The 18,880-nt window shown below is 51.4% G+C and carries 14 protein-coding genes, 1 tRNA gene, 1 pseudogene and 1 riboswitch; of the genes and pseudogenes, 14 read left to right on the top strand and 2 right to left on the bottom strand.

The annotated features are described in order from the left end of the window. Positions 1-114 precede the first annotated feature (114 nt). Positions 115-201: riboswitch (cyclic di-GMP riboswitch) on the top strand. Positions 202-311: 110 nt separating this feature from the next. After that, entirely contained in the window at positions 312-1,997 is a 1,686-nt protein-coding gene (locus H581_RS0103800; protein ID WP_028608864.1) for a pyridoxal phosphate-dependent decarboxylase family protein, read from the top strand. Next, on the top strand, positions 1,978-3,702 hold the full coding sequence (locus H581_RS0103795; RefSeq protein ID WP_051250421.1) for a methyl-accepting chemotaxis protein: 1,725 nt from the start codon (positions 1,978-1,980) through the stop codon (positions 3,700-3,702). Before H581_RS0103800 ends, H581_RS0103795 begins: the two co-directional genes overlap by 20 nt. A gap of 118 nt (positions 3,703-3,820) precedes the next feature. Here H581_RS0103795 and H581_RS0103790 read toward each other — a convergent pair. Then, positions 3,821-3,894, bottom strand: a tRNA-Pro gene (locus H581_RS0103790). Between the two features lie 260 nt (positions 3,895-4,154). Here H581_RS0103790 and H581_RS0103785 point away from each other — a divergent pair. The 3 genes from H581_RS0103785 (at position 4,155) to H581_RS0103775 (ending at position 7,238) form a co-directional block, all read left to right on the top strand. Then, the gene (locus tag H581_RS0103785) at positions 4,155-4,739 is read left to right on the top strand and encodes a YkoP family protein (RefSeq protein ID WP_028608862.1); all 585 of its coding nucleotides are present in this window, start codon (positions 4,155-4,157) and stop codon (positions 4,737-4,739) included. 51 nt (positions 4,740-4,790) lie between these two features. After that, positions 4,791-5,711 (top strand): aldo/keto reductase, encoded by a 921-nt coding sequence (locus tag H581_RS0103780; RefSeq protein WP_028608861.1) that lies wholly within the window; start codon positions 4,791-4,793, stop codon positions 5,709-5,711. A gap of 309 nt (positions 5,712-6,020) precedes the next feature. Further along, positions 6,021-7,238, top strand: coding sequence for an MFS transporter (locus H581_RS0103775; protein WP_342663385.1), 1,218 nt, complete (start codon positions 6,021-6,023; stop codon positions 7,236-7,238). A gap of 101 nt (positions 7,239-7,339) precedes the next feature. Here H581_RS0103775 and H581_RS39230 read toward each other — a convergent pair. Beyond that, a pseudogene (locus tag H581_RS39230) lies at positions 7,340-7,420 on the bottom strand (hypothetical protein); the annotation flags it as partial. A gap of 732 nt (positions 7,421-8,152) precedes the next feature. On the opposite strand from H581_RS39230, the gene H581_RS0103770 reads away from it, so the two are divergent. The 9 genes from H581_RS0103770 (at position 8,153) to H581_RS0103730 (ending at position 18,857) form a co-directional block, all read left to right on the top strand. Further along, a complete protein-coding gene (locus H581_RS0103770; RefSeq protein ID WP_028608859.1) occupies positions 8,153-9,154 on the top strand; it encodes a LacI family DNA-binding transcriptional regulator in 1,002 nt (333 codons plus the stop codon). 15 nt (positions 9,155-9,169) lie between these two features. Continuing rightward, a complete protein-coding gene (locus tag H581_RS0103765) occupies positions 9,170-10,042 on the top strand; it encodes a carbohydrate ABC transporter permease (RefSeq protein ID WP_028608858.1) in 873 nt (290 codons plus the stop codon). A 13-nt stretch (positions 10,043-10,055) separates the two neighbouring features. After that, positions 10,056-10,907, top strand: a complete 852-nt coding sequence (locus H581_RS0103760) for a carbohydrate ABC transporter permease (RefSeq protein WP_211231442.1) — start codon at positions 10,056-10,058, stop codon at positions 10,905-10,907. A 115-nt stretch (positions 10,908-11,022) separates the two neighbouring features. Then, entirely contained in the window at positions 11,023-12,351 is a 1,329-nt protein-coding gene (locus H581_RS0103755; RefSeq protein WP_028608856.1) for an ABC transporter substrate-binding protein, read from the top strand. Positions 12,352-12,511: 160 nt separating this feature from the next. Then, entirely contained in the window at positions 12,512-13,777 is a 1,266-nt protein-coding gene (locus H581_RS0103750) for an amidohydrolase family protein (protein WP_028608855.1), read from the top strand. A gap of 35 nt (positions 13,778-13,812) precedes the next feature. Then, positions 13,813-15,873: a hypothetical protein gene (locus H581_RS32920; RefSeq protein WP_051250420.1), complete on the top strand. Its 2,061-nt coding sequence runs from the start codon at positions 13,813-13,815 to the stop codon at positions 15,871-15,873. Continuing rightward, on the top strand, positions 15,836-17,275 hold the full coding sequence (locus tag H581_RS32915) for a sedoheptulokinase (RefSeq protein WP_084134441.1): 1,440 nt from the start codon (positions 15,836-15,838) through the stop codon (positions 17,273-17,275). Before H581_RS32920 ends, H581_RS32915 begins: the two co-directional genes overlap by 38 nt. Further along, complete coding sequence (locus H581_RS0103735; protein ID WP_028608854.1) at positions 17,265-17,939, top strand: aspartate/glutamate racemase family protein; 675 nt, start codon at positions 17,265-17,267, stop codon at positions 17,937-17,939. The genes H581_RS32915 and H581_RS0103735 overlap by 11 nt, the downstream gene beginning before the upstream one ends. Beyond that, the gene (locus tag H581_RS0103730) at positions 17,940-18,857 is read left to right on the top strand and encodes a class II fructose-bisphosphate aldolase (RefSeq protein ID WP_036717578.1); all 918 of its coding nucleotides are present in this window, start codon (positions 17,940-17,942) and stop codon (positions 18,855-18,857) included. It begins immediately after the preceding gene. Positions 18,858-18,880: the final 23 nt, after the last annotated feature.

Raw genomic sequence — 18,880 nt, 5'->3', positions numbered from 1 at the left:
TTAACGAAATTGACATTTTTTCAAGGTAAGAAGGTATTGCCCTCGCTTATGGATAATAGTAGAATGTTCCTATTCGTTGTAAAAGTTTACTAATTATAATCGCCTACTCTTCAAAACTTCATATCGCAAACCCACCGAAAGGTGGTGACGCAAAGCTATAGGGACTACTTCTTGTCAAAGAAATGTCAGCCAGTTGCAAAGAGTAATGCAAAGGTATGCCTGTGGTCGCAAATAGGTATGCCTTTTTTGCTCTAATTTTGTTTGTCTAAAAAAGAGAGAAAGAGAAATCTATGGTGGAGAGAGGAATATAATTGAACAATAACCGAACTGATGTTAGTGCTTTATTCCCAAGTGATGACGGCAACGCAGAGCAAAGAAACCATTTCATTGATTTAATTGGACAGATTGTTACAGGCGTAGACGAGCTGAAGGACCCAGAGTCCGTGTATTTGAAGGGTCACAAAGAAAGAGGGCCCCACTTTTATCAAGAACTTGCGGGCAATAGCCGAATTCCCGTCAGCGGCAGCCCTTTGCATGAAGTGAACGAGGAGCTTCTCCAATTGCTTCAAGCCCATCCCTATCACACGAAGTACTTTTTGACGAATATTTTGCCAATGGCCAGTATTCCCGGCGTACTTGGCATGATTGCCGCCTTTATGGTGAACGGCAATAATCTATGGGATGTCTACGGTCCAGCCGGTGCGGAGGCCGAAGTGAAAGTGGTTGCCATGATGTCGGATCTCGTGGGCTACAATCCTGCCGAAAGCGGCGGTTATACGACTTGGGGCGGCCAGGGAGCGATCTTTACGGGATTGCGGTTAGCAATCAATAAAATCGATGGATCTGCAGCCAAGAAAGGCGTTCCGCATAATTTGTATGCCTTTTGCTCGGAAGCCGCCCATTACAGCCTGTATAAATCGATGGAGGCCGCGGGAATAGGCAGCAATAACTTGATCAAAATCAGGACCTACGAAGACAGCTCGATGGATGTCGACGATCTGAGGGAACAAATGGAGAACGTCATTGCAAACGGAGGCGTTCCGGTTTACATCGTAGCGACGACAGGCACTACGGATGCGATGGGAATCGATAATCTTGAACACATACATAAGATGGCCGAGTCCCTATCGCAAAAGCATGGCATTCATAGACCTCATATTCATGCAGATTCAGCGTTAGGCGGATTTTTTGCGTTTTTCAACAACTATAATTTTGCGAGCAACCCGTTAGACATCGAGTCCGATGCATTAACAGGTCTTCAGGCGATTCAGGACAAAATCAGGCATCTTCATTTTGCCGATTCGTTATGCTTCGATTTTCAAAAGCTGGGACAAACCCCTTATTCCACAAGCTTATTTCTGGTGAAGCGAGCTTCCGATCTTAAGCTAGTCGATCTAGACCCGGATGAAACGCCTTACGTTGGGCATCGCGGGTACGGTCAGTATCATACCAGCTATACGCTTGAATGCTCGAGAATGGCAAGCTCGATCAGCATTTACAGCGCGTTATTGGCGTTCGGGATCGAAGGTTATCAAAGGCTGCTCGCGCAATTCGTAGAGGTGAATACGGCGATCAGAGCTCTCTTGATCAAAGAGATTCCTGAGGCTGTCATCGTGAACCGGCTTAATCCGGGCATTATTACGCTGTTTCGGTTATATTCCGATCGCCGCAACGGCTTTCCGGACGAATATGAAGGCTCGAGGACGCTTGCCGAAATCGAAGCGGACAATAAGCTGAACGAATTGCTTTTCGAAATATTGGGAAGAGATCGCGGGAAAATGTTTTTCGGCGATACGAAGAAGCATCTGTACGTACCTACGGCCGACGGCAAACGAATCGCGCTTTATGCGAGCAAGCTGTTCGTCATATCGCCCCATACGAAAGTGACGGCTGCCGGCGAGATCGTCGGTTACTTAAAGCAAAAGATTGCGGAAACATACGAGGAGTACAATCGAATAATAGCAGAGGAGTCCAGTCATGAAAAAATCTATATTTAATCTTAACTGGTATAAAGAGCATTTATCCGTCAAAATTGCGATCAGCATCTTGCTCTTGCAGGTCGTTACTTGCGCTGCCTTCGCAGCTTCAGGATACTGGTCCCAACAAAATCTATCGGAGAAGCTGATCGAGCAATTCGATAAACGGCTAACGACCGACATCCAGATCGCGAGCAATACGCTGGAGACCATTCCGGGGAGCGGCAAAGAGTTAACGGGTACCGACGATCCTAACTACGCCCTAATCAAATCTGAGCTCGAAAAAGTACAACAGATTCACAGTCTGGAGAATATTTATATTCTGTCGAACTCGCAGAACAACGAACGCATATTAATTCTTTCTGGCGTTGCGGACGACTTTGGTACGCCCTACCCGTTTACGGAAGAGATGAAAGAAGCCGTTACGGCAAAGAAAATGGTCATCAGCCCTATTTATGATGACGAGTATGGCACGCATAAATCGATTTTTGTTCCACTGACCAATGAGTCCGGCGAGGCTTACGGTATTCTCGGCATTGATTTGGACGCTTCCGTTGTCCCGGACACTGCTGCAAGCTCCAATACGACCACGATCATTATTTCACTGATCGTGTTTGCCGTCGGCAGCGCAGTTGCGGTTATTATCGGTAGAGTTGTTACGAATCCGCTTCGCAATTTAATGGTGGCTGCCGATAAAATCGCCGCGGGTGATATGAAGACGACGATCGCTATAAGAAGCAAAGACGAAATCGGCAAGCTTGCCGTTTCTTTCGAATCCATGATCTTCAGTCTGAAGGGTTTAATACAGCAGGTGACGGCTTCGTCGGCACTCATATCGAATACAAGCCTGCATCTGAAGCAGTCCGTGGATGAGTCGACGAGCAGTGCGCAGCAGGTAGCCGATTCGACGAGCCGGATGGCGGACGGCATTAACGAAATCGTTCAAAGTGTCTCGTATAGCCATACGACTATGCATCACATCGATACCGAAATTAAGGAAGTTTCAAGCGGGATGAATGAAATTCAAAGCATAGCAACAGAGGTGCATGCGCAATCCGAGCAGGGCCAAAGTCTCGTTGACCGCACGCTGGAGCAGATGAACGTGATTAAGCAGGCGATGCGGCAATCGCAAGAAGCCGCTGCCGCGCTTGGTGAACGTTCGAATGAAATCAGTGAAATCATCAGCATTATTTCGGAAATCTCCAATCAAACGAATTTGCTCGCGTTGAACGCGTCAATCGAAGCGGCTCGCGTAGGCGAGCTCGGCAGAGGTTTTGCAGTTGTCGCAGGGGAAGTCAAGAAGCTTGCTTCGCAATCGGCCCAAGCCGCGTTATCCGTAACAGAGCTTGTATCCAGTACGCAATTGAACACCGAGTTAGTCATGAAAAGCATCGAAGAAGGAAGCAAGGCGGTTGAACAAGGGCATTCTTGGATTATCGGTACGCATGCGAACTTCAAACAAATTTACGGAGGCGTATCGGAGTTTACCGAGCATACGAATCATATGTTCGGCGCTTTGGATAAAGTAGACCAATCGTTCGGTCAAATCTCGGGGGCGATGGAATCCATCTCCGCTATAACCCAAGAGCAAGCAGCCGGGACGGTAGAGGTTGCCGCATCGGCGCAACAGCAGAGCTCATCCATGCAGGAAATATCTGCGGTTAGCACACAGCTGTCAGCATTATCTGTCGATTTGAACGACTCGGTTAAGCAATTTAAGATTTAGTTGCTGCGGGTCGCTCAAGTAAAAATGAAATTTTTATTGGATACCGACTGCCATTCAAACAAAAAACCATCCCGCCGCGGTTCGCGTTTAAGGATGGTTGTTTGTTTTTTTTTTGGAATCGGAGTAGCGGGATTCGAACCCACGGCCTCACCCACCCCAAGGGTGCGCGCTACCAGACTGCGCCATACCCCGACGAAGAAAAAACATGCTGTTAGCCCATATTATAAGGAGGGCCCGGCATCTTGTAAAGGCTTTTACAACGGTTAAAATCAAGTTCCTCCGTCTTCCGGCGTAGGCTCCCCAAGCCTTATGTACGGGAGGCGAATAGACGTCAGTCGGTGTCGCTCCCTCGTTAGGCCGCCTACAATAAGATTAGTGAAAAATGGAAGAAAGCGGCTGCGCGGCTTCTGTCTTCCTATTCGGCAGGACAAACATGGGGAGGGCATGGAATCATGTGGGCTGGGACTCGTAAGACGATCATAAGATCGCTTTGGATGACGTGGGAGAAGGGCTTCGGCTATGCGCTGCGCTGGCGCAGCCCCTGCACCTTGCAGTATGGCATTTGCAAATTGATGCTGAAGAGGCACAGCGGAGACCGTATCGAATGCCAAGACGGCACTCGAATCCGCAGCGGGGATTGGGTCGGGGAGCTCCATCTGGATAACGGGAAGGTGCTGCAGCTGCTCCAATCCGGCGGATCGGACCGCGCGGCGCTCCACGTGGCGCGGATGGCGCGCGATTCGCTGCGGCAGATAAGCGATGCGCTCGAAACAAAGCCGGAGCTCTCGCAGGTGAAAGCGTTGATCGGCGTTACGCTGCTTCACCGCGGAATTACGCATGGGCTCGGCTTTGAACGCCATCCGCTGCGGCCGGGAGCCTTCAGGCGGTTGTCCACTTCTTACCTCCGGCTGCTGCTGTCGGCCATGCATCCGGACGGCACGCGGCGCATAGGCCTGCGTAAAGAGCAGTTAGTGCCGATAATGCTGGTTCATACGCGGGCTTCTCTTAAGGAGCGTTTTGCCCCGGCTCCGGGGTGAAGGGTATAATAGACAAGGTAAGCCGAAACGGACTTGAGAGGAGTGTTCATGGTGAAGTACAGGAGACTGGGCAGCACGGAATTACACGTATCGGTCATCGGGATCGGAACCTGGCAATTTGGAGGCGAATGGGGCAGGGAGTACGCGCAAGAGGAAGCGGATGCGATTCTCGACAAGGGGCAGGAGCTTGGCATTAATCTAATGGATACCGCGGAATGCTACGGCGATCATCTCTCCGAATCTCTCATTGGCGATTACATAAGCCGCCGCAAACGCGAGGATTGGATCATAGCGACGAAATTCGGCCATCATTTTCATGAGCGCTTCACTCGAACGGACGCTTTTGACGCGAAGGGGGTAATCGCTCAACTGGATGCTTCCCTGCGGGCGCTGAAGACGGATTACATTGATTTGTACCAATTTCATTCCGGTCCGGATCAGGCGTTCGATAACGACGAACTGTGGACCGCGCTGGATAAGCAGATCGAAGCGGGCAAAATCCGCTTTCTAGGCACTTCCATCGGGAGCAATGATAATTTGCACCAGACGGATGCATCCGCGAGAGTAAACTCCCGGGCCATTCAAGTGGTATACAACAGGCTCGACCGCATGCCGGAGGAACGGGTATTCCCTTCCTGCGAGCGTCAGGACCTGGGCGTGCTCGCCCGCGTGCCGTTAGCCAGCGGCTACTTGAGCGGTAAATACAAGCCGGGCGCAGTGTTCGGCAGTACGGATGTGCGTCACCGCCATGATGCCGAGAATACCCGGCTGAAGCTATTGGAGGTCGAGCGGATTCAACGCGAAGAGGTGCCGCAAGGCGTCGAAATGGCAAGCTGGGCGCTTGCCTGGTGTCTCAAGCACCCTGCCGTAACTGCAGTCATACCCGGCTGCAAGGACCCTGAGCAGGTTGCGGCAAACGCAAGGGCGGCCGGGCTTGTTACGGGGCCTCATCCGCAGGATGTTCGGCTGTAGTGTTACCAATATATCTCGCAAAATCCTGACCTTTAGCGGTCGGGTTTTTGTTTTTTTCATGTTAAATTCTGGTTATATAGTTTGGGGAATGATTTAGAGGGCGGATTTCCGGAATAAAAAAAGGCAGCGGTCTTCGTTAAAAGCAGGTTGGAACATGTTGAATGCATTGACCCCCCCGGTGCCGGGAAGTAAGATTAAGGTAACGATGAATCCACTGGAGGAGATCAACACATGATTTCATTCATAAGACCCCCCTGCTAAGATGTAAAAACCCGGGCACCAAGAGCGCCCCCCTGATCCGATTGAGCCATGTCAGCCCAATTCGATCATGGAAGGGAGCTCCTTATGAATTTCACAGTCAACCTGAGGGTGCTTTATGTTTTTCGATTCTTTTCCAGCCTCATCCCGGCTTACGTCATTGAAAGGCTTTACTGGGAGGAGAGAGGCATGACCATCCAAATGGTCGTGTATGCGGAGATTATATATGCGGTAACGATCGTCCTCCTGGAGGTTCCGACAGGCATGATCGCAGACAGATGGAGCCGGAAAAGAATGCTGGTCATAAGCGCCCTGCTCGGATGCGCCGAATTTCTGATTCTGCTGTTCGCGACGGAATTTTGGCATTTTGCGCTCGTTGTCTTCCTGGCCGGAATCAGCCGTTCAGCGAGCAGCGGCTCGGAGAACGCCTTGCTCTACGATACTTTAATGCTGCAAGGGAAGGCTTCTTTTTTCGAGAAGCAGCTCGGCCGTCTGAACGCCGTTGATTTGGCAGGCGCTATCTTGGCTGCGCTAAGCGGCAGCTTGCTTGCCAACCGGTTCGGCCTTGAGCTGAACTACGCGCTGTCGCTCTGCAGCGCGCTGATCGCGCTGCTCCTCACGTTCCTGCTTGTTGATCCGCCTGCCGCCGCCGGAGGCGCTCCGGAAGAGGAAGCGGTTCCGGTTAGGCAATATGTAACGGAATCCTTGCGCTTTTTCCGGAGGAATCCGGGAGTCTGCCTTGTCGTTTTATCGGGTATGGTGACGGGTACGGCGATCGGGTTTGTGGACGAATTTTGGCAGCTGCATGTTGACCGGTTGGGAGTGCCAATTATTTACTTTGGCCTCATGTCCTCGGTGATCATGCTTCTGAGGCTTCCAGGCAGCCTGTTGGCTCACGCGCTTCTTGGCCGCTTCAGCTACAGGTCGCTGATCTTGAGCATAACGGCGATATTCGCGATCGGCTTCGCCATTGCCGCAGCTAGCAGGAGCTATGCCGGTCTATCGGCGATCCTGCTCGTCTGTTTGTTTTCCGGCGTAATGGAGCCTCTCGTCACCGGCTATCTGCACCGCCGAATCGACTCTGCGATACGGGCGACAATCGATTCCTTTCAGTCGTTAGGCTTGAACTTGGTGCATATTCTGGGAGGTTTGGGCTTCGGCTACTTTGCGTCCCGGTATGACGTGTTCGGCGGTTACGGCTTTATCGCGGTTCTATGCTTTGCTTTCCTCGTCTGGTTTTTCGCCGCATCGCGAATCATTGAACGATAGGAATGGCACAGCTTCATGTAACGTCTATCTGAGGCCTGCAGATTAATAGTCAGCAGGCTTTTTTCTATTGAGTAATTATCTTCGCCGCACGTGAATAACTAAGATTTCGTCTGGCCTTCGAACTGAGGCTCAGGGATTTTCACGGAAATAAACCCCATTAAGCCTTCACGCATATCATCGCCGCGAAACATAATGATAGTATCAAAATTTGAAATTATTACTGACTAAAAAGGAGCATGCAGTTAATGAGTTTCGTGAACTGAAATTAATTACTCCATACTCTTGAAAAATCTCCGGATTTCGTTCATAAGTTTCAAAATTTGAAATTAAACTCTAATTTTGCGCAAACTCCAACTGTTTAGTTTCAAATTTGGCAACTACGCAGGCTTTCGTAAGTTCATACAACAATCTGTGCTGATGAGAGGCAGGTTTTTTAAGAATTTTCATTTGATTTTCATATTGACAACCCATCTTGAACACGGTATATTATTGTCACAAAGCTGAAATCGCTTACAGATCAATGATGCTTTTTTTATTTTCATCGAACTGGGAACGTTCCCAAAATCATGCGATGAGGCTGGTAAATAACATAAAGCACAACAAAGTTGGTAACTGGCTCTACCAATAAGGCCGACTAAAAACGCACAAAAGGCTGTCAACGTCACACAAAAGGCTACTTGCATTGGACCAAAGGCTGCCAACATGCAAATAATACCAACATCGAAAATAAGTATAAGCCGTTTATCGACGCTTCTTTTTTAGCCAACAATGGGAACGTTCCCAAAATTGCAAAAGGAGCATGAGCGTTCAAACAGCCCGTCGTTCAATTCATTTTTGGGAACGTTCCCGAAATTGGATGATATCGTATATAATAGGTCATAAAATCATCCGATTTTGGAAAGGCAGTGAGAGAGATGGGACCAACGATACATGATGTCGCCAAATTAGCAAATACTTCTAAAAGCACGGTGTCCAGGTACTTGAACGGGCAGCAAGTAAAGAAAGCAACGCAGGAGGCGCTGGAGAAAGCGATCAAGGAATTGAACTTTCACCGCAACGCGAACGCCCGCCGGCTCGTGATGGATAAAACCTACACGATTGGCATTGTCATCGACGATATTTCCAACATCTTCTATTCCGGCATTATTAAAGGGATTGAAGAGATTGCGGGAATGAACGGATATAACTGTATCTTTCTCAGTTGGACATCCAATTATGACAATGAAATTTCTTTCTTGAACTTGTTATACGAGGGGCAGGTCGACGGCGTTATTATGGTCAGCTTCCGCAAGAGAAACCGGGAGGATCTGGTTCAGATTAGGGAAGCCGGTTATCCGATTGCGCTGATTGGGGATCACGGAGAAATGGAGGGGATTTTTTCAGTAGATGTCGATAATGCCGCCGGGATTGCTGACGTCGTCACTTATTTAAATCAAATCGGGCATCGCAATATCGCGTACATCTCCGGTCCCGATACCGTCTCGGCCAGCAAGTACCGGTTTAAAGGCTATAGGCAGACGCTGAATGCTTTGCAACTGGAATACAATCCGGATTGGGTCGTTTCTTCGGATTGGACGAATCAGGGCGGTTATGCCGCTATCGAGAAAATCCTTGATAAGCCCGAAGTGACAGCGGTCGTCGCATCAAGCGACGAGGCGGCGATCGGGGCGCTCCGGCGAATTCAAGAATCCGGGAGGAACGTTCCGAAGGATATGTCGATTGTCGGATTTGACGATATAACGGTATCGAGCTGGGTTTATCCTTCCTTGACGACGGTCCGCCAGCCGTTTCGCGAGATTGGAAAAATGGCTGCTGAAGGACTGTTCCGGAAAATCGCCGGCGAAGAAGAAGCACCTGGAAGCCACTTGTTGAAGCCTGAGCTGATTATTCGCGATTCCTGCGGAAAACTCTTCTGAAAAGGGTTGTGTGAAATGAATAGCAAAATTAACAAATCGTATTTCGGTTACCTTTTTATCGCTCCGTTTTTTATCGGATTTGCCGTATTCGGCCTCACTCCGATCCTGTATACGTTCTACTTAAGCCTGACGAAGTGGGACGGATTCAGCGATCCGGTGTTTACCGGCTGGGATAACTACGTCAGAATCGTGCAGGATGCCTTCTTCTACCAAGCGGTTCTGAACACGCTTATCATATGGGTCATTTCGATTGTTCCGCAGCTGATAATTGCGCTGGTGCTCGCATTGATTCTGAATGAGAAGTTTATTAAGGGAAAGCACTTTTTCCGGGCGGTCTATTACTTCCCGCATATTATTACTCCCATTACGCTCGGCGTTATGTTCAGTCTGATGTTCGATTGGCAGACCGGCAGCGTCAATAAGCTCCTGATGGAATTTGGCTGGGTATCGGAGCCGATCAACTGGTTTAACAGTCCTTGGTGGTCAAGGGCAATCGTAGGTCTGGTCATCTGCTGGCAGTATTTCGGATTCAATCTGATCGTCTTTATCGCCGGCCTGCAATCCATTCCGAGCGAAGTATACGAGGCCGCTGAGGTAGACGGCGCTTCCAAGCTGCAGACGGCATGGTGGATTACGCTGCCGATGCTCCGTCCGGTATTCCTGTTCACCTTCATAACATCCGTTATCGGCGGATTGCAGCTGTTCGATGCTCCGCTAATGCTCGGCAACGGACCGGACAATGCAACAAGAACGATGGTTATGTATTTGTATGAAACTGCTTTCAAAAACTTTGATTACAGCTACGGATCTGCGATCGCCTACGCCATATTCATTGTAGTGATGTTCTTTACGCTCGTCACGGCGAAAGCTTCTAAGCTGAAGGAATAGGAGGCCTATCGACATGAACGAAGCGAGGAAAGAGCCGATGCGCCTGGGATTGATCGTTTCAAAAACGGTGTTATATCTATTTCTGATTTTGGTTGCGGTCACATGTCTTGTTCCTTTCTACAGCATGTTTATCACATCGACGCATGCGAATTCGGATATTGCCCGCAGCCTGCTGTTCTGGCCGGGCGACCAATTCATGGTGAACTACAACCGGCTTATCTCGACGGTTAATATTTGGCGTGGATTTCTGAACACCATCTTCATTACGGTGACGTTCACGGCTCTCAATCTTTATTTCGCCGCGCTTGCGGGTTACGGATTCTCGAAATACAACTTCAAGTACCGGAACGGACTGTTCCTGTTTGTACTGGGCACGATGATGATTCCCGGTCAGCTTGGCATCATCGGCTTCTATAAGCTGATGAATGTCTTCCACATGCTGAATACGTACTGGCCGCTAATTCTGACGGGGATCCGTGATGCTTTCGGAATCTTCCTGATGAAGCAAATTGCGGATTCCTCCGTGCCGAATGAAATTATTGAATCGGGAAGAATCGACGGCTGCGGGGAGCTGAACATCTTTCACAAGCTCGTTCTTCCGTTAATGGCGCCGGGACTTGCGACGCTCGGCATCTTCTCGTTTATCGGGAAGTGGAACGACTTCCTGACGCCGATGATTATTTTGTTCAACAACGACCTTCAGACGCTTCCCGTCATGATCGCCAGCGTCAAATCGCAGTTCTCATCGGATTTCGGCGCGCAGTACGTAGGGATTGTCATCTCGGTTGTGCCGATTCTGATCTTCTTCTCCATTATGTCCAAACGCATAATCAGCGGTGTTGCCGCCGGTGCCGTGAAGGGCTGATTCGAATAACGGACTCTATTGAAAGAGGTGATGCTCGGACCGTAAGCGTGCCAGTAATGCTGCAATAGGACGATGGGTTACAACGGTATTCATAACGATTGAAGGGGAGATTAGCTTGAAAAAGTCAAAATGGTTTTCCATGATGTTAGCACTTGTAATGGTACTTACCATTGCGGCAGGATGCGGTAACAATTCCGGCAGCAATACGGGCAACGAGCCGTCTCCGGCAGGGAACGATCCGGCACAAACAGATACGCCGGCAGGTGAACCGAAGGCGCTTGAAGGAAAGCTGGTTGTATGGACATTCTTTGATCAAGTGAAGGAAATGGGTCTGAAATTTGAGGAGAAAAACCCGGGCGTCGAGGTTGAAGTTAATATTTTCCCCGGCGACCAATACCAGACGAAGCTGCTCTCCGCTATGCAATCCGGAGATAATGTGCCGGACGTATTCGACCTGGAAAGAGGATATATCGGCAAGTTCATCGACGCCAACTTCATTGCGGATCTGTCGGCAATGGGGATCGAAGACCTCTTGAAGGACTACATTCCTTATGTTCGCGAGCTGGGCAGAGCGGCAGACGGTACGATCCGCGCCGTATCCGACCACTCGTCCCCTGGAGCGTTCTGGTATTTGCGCGAGAATGCGAAGAAATACCTGGGTACGGACGATCCGGAGAAAATCGGCGAAATGGTAAACAGCTGGGACAAAATCATCGAGCTAGGCAAGAAAGTAAACGCAGACAGCGGCGGCAAAGTATTTTTGATGCAAAATGCCGGCGACCTGTTCGATATCGGAGCTTACAATACCGAGCCTTGGGTGAAGGAAGGCAAGCTGAACATTGATCCGAAATGGAAAACGTATTATGAGACACAGCAGCAGATCCGCGCGAACAACGTCGATGCGAAGCTGGGCTTCATGTCCGCAGGCTGGGGCAATGCTCTGAACGACGGTACGGCCATTCTTAGCGCGATGCCTGCTTGGGCAACGTTCATGATCGACAACAAGGATGACAAAGCGGTAGGCAAATTCGGCATGGCGAAATCGCCGGAAGGCTTCTACACAGGCGGAACTTATCGCGGCATTTACGAGAAGTCGCCGAACAAAGAGCTTGCCTATGAATTTATCAAGTATATCGCAAGTCCGGAATGGCAGGAGTACAACCTTGGCAAAACCGGAAATATGCCGGGCAGCGGCAAGGTGTACCAGGACAATATGGATACGTTCAAAGTAAATCTTCTTGGCGACCAAAATCCGATGAAGGTATACTACGAGCTGGTTAACGCCATGCCGGGCATTGCGCCGGACAAGTACGGCGAAGAAGTGCTCAGCAAATGGAGAAAAGTCGCGGGCCAAGGCATTACGAACAATACGAGCTACGACGATGTGGTAGCCGATTTCAAGAAAGAAGTGAAAAACGCGTTCCCTGACATTCAAGTCGATTAGTCGATTAATAGAGAGAAGCGGCTGCTTCCCATCCGGAAGCAGTCGCGATTTATAAATAAGAAGTTCTGAATTTTATTGCGAGCTTTTTAAAGCGAAACGGTCTCGCCGCAAAAGATGGGGAGAGACAGCCGTTTACGCTTGCCCTGGAAGGAGTAGGCCGATGAGCAGCATTCGTGATTACATTAGAGATCTTCGCGTTATAGACGGACATGAGCATCTGGCGACAAGGCAGATGAGGGAGAAGGACCGGACGGACCTATTCGGACTTCTGCATTATTTGGATTCGGATATGATTACCGCCGGCATGCCGCGAGGTATCTTATCCAAGCAAAGCGGCCTGAACATCGAACAGAAAGCAGCCGTATTCCAGAAGTATTGGGAGAGTTCCAGAAACACGACATATGCAAGAATGTTCCGAACGGCGATGGAAGACTTGTACGGCATGAAGGATTGGAGCCTAAAGGGCTTATTGGATTTGAACGAGAAGGTTGCATCCGCTTCATTGGATAAGGATTGGTACCGGAAAGTGATGACGGAGAAATCCCGAATCGATCTCGCTTTTACGCTGATTCAAACGACGAAAGTTGATTTCGAGATGTTCCGCCCGATCATGTTTTTGGATTTCACCTTTAAACTGCGAACGCTTAAAGATATTCAAGCCGTTGAACGAGCCTCGGAGCACCATGTCAATTCGCTTCAGCATTATTTGACGGCTGTGGATGCTTTATTAAATAAATATGTCAATGAAGGCATGGTGGCCACCAAGCTCGGACATGCGTACTGGCGCACGTTAGCGTGCGAGAAACCGACCTTTCACGAGGCGGAGCTTGTTTTTAACCGCTTGATGGCCTGCTCGCTGGAAGAAGGCTTGTCGCAAGCCGAAACCCGGCCGCTTCAGGATTACTTAATTCATTTCATCATTCAGCGCTCAACGGCTTACAAGCTGCCGATCCAAATTCATACCGGCCATCATGAAACGAGCGTTTCCGGCAACGGCAACATCATTACGAATTCCAAGGTATCTTCGCTGCTGCCGCTCTTATTGGAATATTCGAGAACGAAATTCGTCCTGCTGCACTGCGGTTTTCCATACAGTCATGAGTACTTGACGATCGCCAAAAATTTTCCGAACGTTTATACGGATTTCACATGGGTGTATATCATGTCTCCGACGGCGGCCAAGCATATCCTTCATCAAATGATCGAAATGGTGCCGCAATCGAAGATTCACGGCTTCGGAGGCGATTATAACTTTATCGAAGGAACCTATGCGCACCTGAAGCTTGCCAAAAAAATCGTCGGCGACGTGCTGATGGAGAAGGTCGAGGACGGCGCGCTGGATGAATCCGAAGCGATCGACTTTGCGAAAGCCGTCTTCCGGAACAACTTGATCGATTTTTACGGCTTGGATGAAAAGCCGGTGTAACGGACTTGAGAGGAGAATCGGAGGAGGAATGACGGATGAATTCAGAATGGTCGCTCGTACCGCGGCATGAAGCGGATGATGAGGGATTTAATATTCGGATCTATCGCGGCGGTGACCGGCGGAATGACTCTTCCTGCTTGCGATTCGCGTCACTGCTGCAGGCCATGAACCGGGAAGGCGGGAAGGAAACGGTATCGATAGATGCCGCCGTATCCGGCGAGGACGGATTCCGTGCCTCGGGAAAGTCGGAGAGCTTCCGGGCCGAGACGAGCTGGACGCGGGTGGACGATGAATGCTCGTATTACGATGTAACGGTCGATTTGGCCTATATCGGCGAACAACCGTCTGCATGGAATTTACAGATCGAAGCGGATCTGCTGGGGAAAGGCAAGCCGGATTGGATGATTCCGGGCGCATTTTATAAGGAAAACCGGTTCGAAAGCAATCTCAGGCAGTATCCCCGCTACGATTTCAAGGGAGGAGATCCCTCTCGGATGGTGTCGGACTATTGGTCTTTCCGCACGGACAGGGCGGCGCTTCCCGTCGTATTCGCATGGAATGACGAGATGTGCGGAGCGCTATGTACGGATGAAATGTCCGCGGCCGGACTTAACGGCCTCGGCTTTCGCGGAAATTCCGCGGGTACCCGGATCTGGCTGAACTTCCCTTACCGCGAGGAGCCGGTGACTTTCGTCGGCAGTGCCGTTCCGGCTCCTGCGGACATTTCAACGTACCATTTTCAGCCGGGAGAACGAATGACGCTGCATTTTAAAGTGTATGCCGCTTCGTCTGACCCGCATGCGTACGACCCGTTCGTCCGGCAAATGTATAAGCTTCACAAGAGCTCGCATGGCTTGAATCCATGGATGGGACTTGATGAAGCCGCGGAGCTTACGGCTCACGGCTTGTATACGTGGCATTATCATCCGGAGCATCGCATCCTGTACGAAACGGCGGCGTTCGACCGCGAGTTCAACAACAACGTGAAGGGAATGGGAGACCGTCCGCATATGCACGTCGGCTGGGTCAGCGGCGCTCCTTATGCCTATAGCCTTCTGACCTACGGGGTGAAGCGGCAGAATAAGGATTATATAAATGCGGGAACGGCAGTGCTCGATAAGATCGCTTCGGGTCTTGCGCCAAGCGGGACGTTCTGGGCCTCCTGGATTGTCGGTAAAGGCTGGACATCCGGCTGGAATCCGCGTAAGGACTGGCTGCAGGCAAGGACGATATCGGAAGCTACTCTCTTCATGACCAGAGCCCTGAAATTCGAGAAGGAGCGCGGGGTTTATCATCCGGAATGGGAGAAAGCGGTGCGGTCCAATTTAAATTTTGCGGCGAGCCGCCAGCGAGAAGACGGGAATTTCGGTTCCTACTACAACAGCGATAGCGGCGTAGTCGAGGAATGGGACGGCGCCGGAGGCTTGCTCTGGATCGCCGCTTTATTGGAGGGCGCGAACGTATTCAATGAATCTTCATTCTCGAACGCCGCGGTTCGAGCGGGAAGCTACTACGAGAAGTTTGTGAGAAACGAATACATTTACGGAGCGCCGGAGGACGTGCACCTGACGCCTACCTCCGAGGATGCTTACAACGCGGTCGCGGCTTATGTGGCGCTGTATGAGTTTGACCGGAAGGACGAATGGCTTGCCCTTGCGTCAAGCGCGGCCGATTGGATGATGACCTTCCGCTGGAGCTATAATCTGGAGTTCCCGCGCCATTCTCTGCTGAAGCAGTATGATTTCCGGTCACGCGGCGCTGATCAGGCATCCACCTCGAACCAGCATCTGCATAATTACGGTCTGTTCTGCGTGCCGGAGATGCTGCGGCTGTGGAAGTATACGGGCGACGACTATTATCTGGACCGCACAAGAGACCATATTTCTTGTTTCCTGCAGTTTATTGCGCGGGAGGACGGCGATTTTAATGCTTACAAAGGGATGGTGACGGAACGGTTCTATAATACGAACTGCTTCCAGCCGAAGGGCATGATGCTCACCTTGTCCCACTCCTGGTGCATCGGGCTGATCTTGTACGCTTCGCAGGAAGCGATGGCGTATGCGGCTGATTTGGATTTGCTTGACCGAGTTCAATAAGAGGGGGCGGACTTATATGTATGCTGCGGGTATCGATATCGGAACGACTTCGATTTGCTGCGTCATTGCGGATACGAACACCGGCGCCAAGGTAAATGTTCTGGAAAAGCCGAATGATGCTGCATTGCCGTCCCTGAACGGCTGGGACCGTACGCAGGACACGGACCGGATTGTCGAAGTGGTCGAAGGCATTATCGGCGAGCTGGCTGCCGGTTGGGGCAGCGTCGGCGCAATCGGCATTTCCTGCCAGATGCACGGCATGCTGTACGTTGACGTCCATGGCCGCGCTGTCAGCCCGCTCTTTACTTGGCAGGACCGGAGAGGAGACTTGTTATTCAACGAGTCCATGACATACGCCGCCTATATGCAGGAGAAGACGGGGTACGCTCTTGCTTCGGGATACGGCCTGGTCACGCATTTTTATCATATGCATCATCAGCTGGTTCCGCCGGAAGCGGTCTACCTGTGTACGATAGGGGATTACGTGGCGATGAGGCTGTGCGGTCTGAGCGTACCGCAAATCGATGCTTCGAACGCCGCAAGTTTCGGGCTGTTTGATCTGGCGGCCGGGCAGTTCGATTTGGCGAAGATCGAAGAGCTGGGGATGAATCCCGGGATGCTTCCTCCAGTTGCGGGAGCGGAAGCCGCTGCCGGAATGACGAAGGACGGCAAGCTTGTGGCTTGCGCCATCGGCGATAATCAGGCGAGTTTCCTCGGAAGCGTCCCGTCCCTTGAGCAATCCATGCTCGTGAATATCGGCACGGGAGCGCAAATTTCCGTCTATTCCGAAACGCCGGAAGCGGACCCGGGCGCAGAGATCAGGCCTTTCCCGGGCGGCGGTTATTTATTGGTCGGCGCGTCGCTGGGCGGCGGCAAGACCTATGCGCTGCTCGAAGCTTTGTTTAGAGAGATATGCGAATCATTCGCGGATGCCCCTCCTGCCTCCCGGTCCTTCTATGAGAGGATGAACGAGCTGGCGGAAGAAGCGCTGCGGGAAGACGAACCGCCGTTGCGGGTTTCTGCCCATTTCTTCGGATCGCGGCAAAATCCGGACTTAACGGGCGCCATTTCCGGCATCAATGATCGCAACTTCACGGCCAGGCAGCTTATTCTTGGTTTTCTTGCGGGAATGGCCGATGAGCTGCTGGGTTTCGCGGAATCGTTCCCGGAACGGCTGCGAAGCCGGATTACAACGGTTGCGGCCTCGGGCAACGGCGTCCGGAAAAACCGCGTCATGCAGCAGCTGCTGCATGCGAAGCTTGGGCATCCGGTTTACTTATCGGCTATAGAAGAGGAGGCGGCGCTTGGAGCCGCCCTATTCGCCGGCGTGATGGGCAGGCTGTTCCCTGACCGCAGCGCGGCGATTTCATGTTTCCAGAGGAGTGAAGCTAATGACGCGTAAATTGGCCATTATTCATACGACGCCTGTCACGATTGAACCTTTAAAGGCACTTGCCGCCGAGCTGATCCCGGGCTGCACGATCATCAATATCGTAGACGATTCGATCCTGCCGGAGCTGAATGCGAATGGCGGACAGATCGCAGTGGTACGGGACCGCTGGAGGCAGTACGCGGTGATTGCGGAGCGGCAGGGAGCGCACGGTATTCTGAATGCCTGCTCCTCCATCGGCGAGCTGGTCGGGCTGGTACAGCCTGACATTTCCATCCCTATTGTACGAATCGATCAGGCGATGGCCGAGCATGCGGTCCGTTCCGCTTCGGTTATCGGGGTTGCCGCGACACTCGCGACCACGCTGCAGCCGACGGAAAAGCTGCTTCGGGAGACGGCCGAGCAAGAAGAGCGGGAGGTTCGTCTGGTTCCTGCGCTTGTGTCCGCGGCCTATCAGAAGCTGCTGGCAGGGGATAAAGAAGGCCATGACAAGGAATTGGCTGTCGCGCTTCGGAAGCTTGCCGAAGAGACGGACATTGTCGTGCTGGCCCAAGCCTCCATGGCACGGGTTCTCGAAAGCTTCAGTGAAGAAGAACGGAACAAGTTCATCAGCAGTCCGCGGCTTGGCATGCAGAAGGCGGCGGCCGCGCTGTCTAACATAAAGGAGATTATATAGATGGTTAACCATACACGCTGCGAAAATGTAATCACATTAAAAAAAGCGCTGGAGGTCGCGGAAGCAAATCACTTTGCGATCGGTTCCTTCTCGCCGAGATATACCCCGATGATCAAGGCCGTGCTTCAAGCGGGGCAACAGGCATCGTCACCGTTAATCGTCCAGATCTCCCATAAGGAATTAGTCCGGTACGGCATAACGCCGGGCGAGTTCGCGGAGGAATTCTACCGCCAGATCACGGATTCCGGGATTACGGTGCCGGCCGTATTGCACTTGGATCATACGAAAGAGATGGGCACGATTCAGGAAGCGATCGACGCCGGCTTTACTTCCGTCATGATCGATGCTTCGGAGAAGCCGTTCGCGGAAAATGCGGCGATCAGCCGGGAGGTTGCGGAGTACGCGCATGCGAAAGGGGTATCGGTCGAGGCCGAGCTTGGCATGATCGGAACAACCGATTTCGTCGAGACGGATACGGATGAGGAGTTGTTCACGAATCCGGATGAAGCAGCCGAATTCGTTCGGATTACGGGAGTAGACGCGCTCGCCGTGTCATGCGGTACCGCCCATGGCGTATATAACGTCCGCAAGGCGCGGATCGAATACGACCGTTTGTCAGCGATTCGCGCTTTGACGCCGGTTCATCTCGTGCTGCACGGCGGCTCGGGCGTACCTTCCGAAATGATGCGGAAGGCGTTCCAGCTGCCGGAAGGCGGAGTCAGCAAGGTGAATATCGCCACGGATCTGGAATTATCCCTGCTGGCGGCGCTTGGAAGAGAAGAGCGGATGAGCAATGCGGAATGCAAATCGCTCTCTGCGGATAGGCTCCAAATCGGACGTCAAGCGGTAACGGATACGGTAATCGAGAAAATGAACCAATTTCTGCTGAGCAGCGGCAAAGCATCGTGCTTTCAATAACAATAACGGCAAGAGGAGGGTAT

Origin of the sequence: Paenibacillus harenae DSM 16969, assembly GCF_000422465.1 — a bacterium.
GTDB lineage: Bacteria > Bacillota > Bacilli > Paenibacillales > Paenibacillaceae > Pristimantibacillus > Pristimantibacillus harenae.
The sequence above is the reverse complement of the archived record's forward strand: the minus strand, read 5'-3'. Positions and strand labels throughout refer to the sequence as shown.

What these genes read in the sequence shown, in the direction of transcription:
- H581_RS0103795 (WP_051250421.1), top strand. Translation starts at nt 1,978, where the DNA reads ATGAAAAAATCTATATTTAATCTTAACTGGTATAAAGAGCATTTATCC.
- H581_RS0103785 (WP_028608862.1), top strand. Translation starts at nt 4,155, where the DNA reads ATGTGGGCTGGGACTCGTAAGACGATCATAAGATCGCTTTGGATGACG.
- H581_RS0103775 (WP_342663385.1), top strand. Translation starts at nt 6,021, where the DNA reads ATGTCAGCCCAATTCGATCATGGAAGGGAGCTCCTTATGAATTTCACA.
- H581_RS0103770 (WP_028608859.1), top strand. Translation starts at nt 8,153, where the DNA reads ATGGGACCAACGATACATGATGTCGCCAAATTAGCAAATACTTCTAAA.
- H581_RS0103765 (WP_028608858.1), top strand. Translation starts at nt 9,170, where the DNA reads ATGAATAGCAAAATTAACAAATCGTATTTCGGTTACCTTTTTATCGCT.
- H581_RS0103760 (WP_211231442.1), top strand. Translation starts at nt 10,056, where the DNA reads ATGAACGAAGCGAGGAAAGAGCCGATGCGCCTGGGATTGATCGTTTCA.
- H581_RS0103750 (WP_028608855.1), top strand. Translation starts at nt 12,512, where the DNA reads ATGAGCAGCATTCGTGATTACATTAGAGATCTTCGCGTTATAGACGGA.
- H581_RS32920 (WP_051250420.1), top strand. Translation starts at nt 13,813, where the DNA reads ATGAATTCAGAATGGTCGCTCGTACCGCGGCATGAAGCGGATGATGAG.
- H581_RS32915 (WP_084134441.1), top strand. Translation starts at nt 15,836, where the DNA reads ATGCGGCTGATTTGGATTTGCTTGACCGAGTTCAATAAGAGGGGGCGG.
- H581_RS0103735 (WP_028608854.1), top strand. Translation starts at nt 17,265, where the DNA reads ATGACGCGTAAATTGGCCATTATTCATACGACGCCTGTCACGATTGAA.
- H581_RS0103730 (WP_036717578.1), top strand. Translation starts at nt 17,940, where the DNA reads ATGGTTAACCATACACGCTGCGAAAATGTAATCACATTAAAAAAAGCG.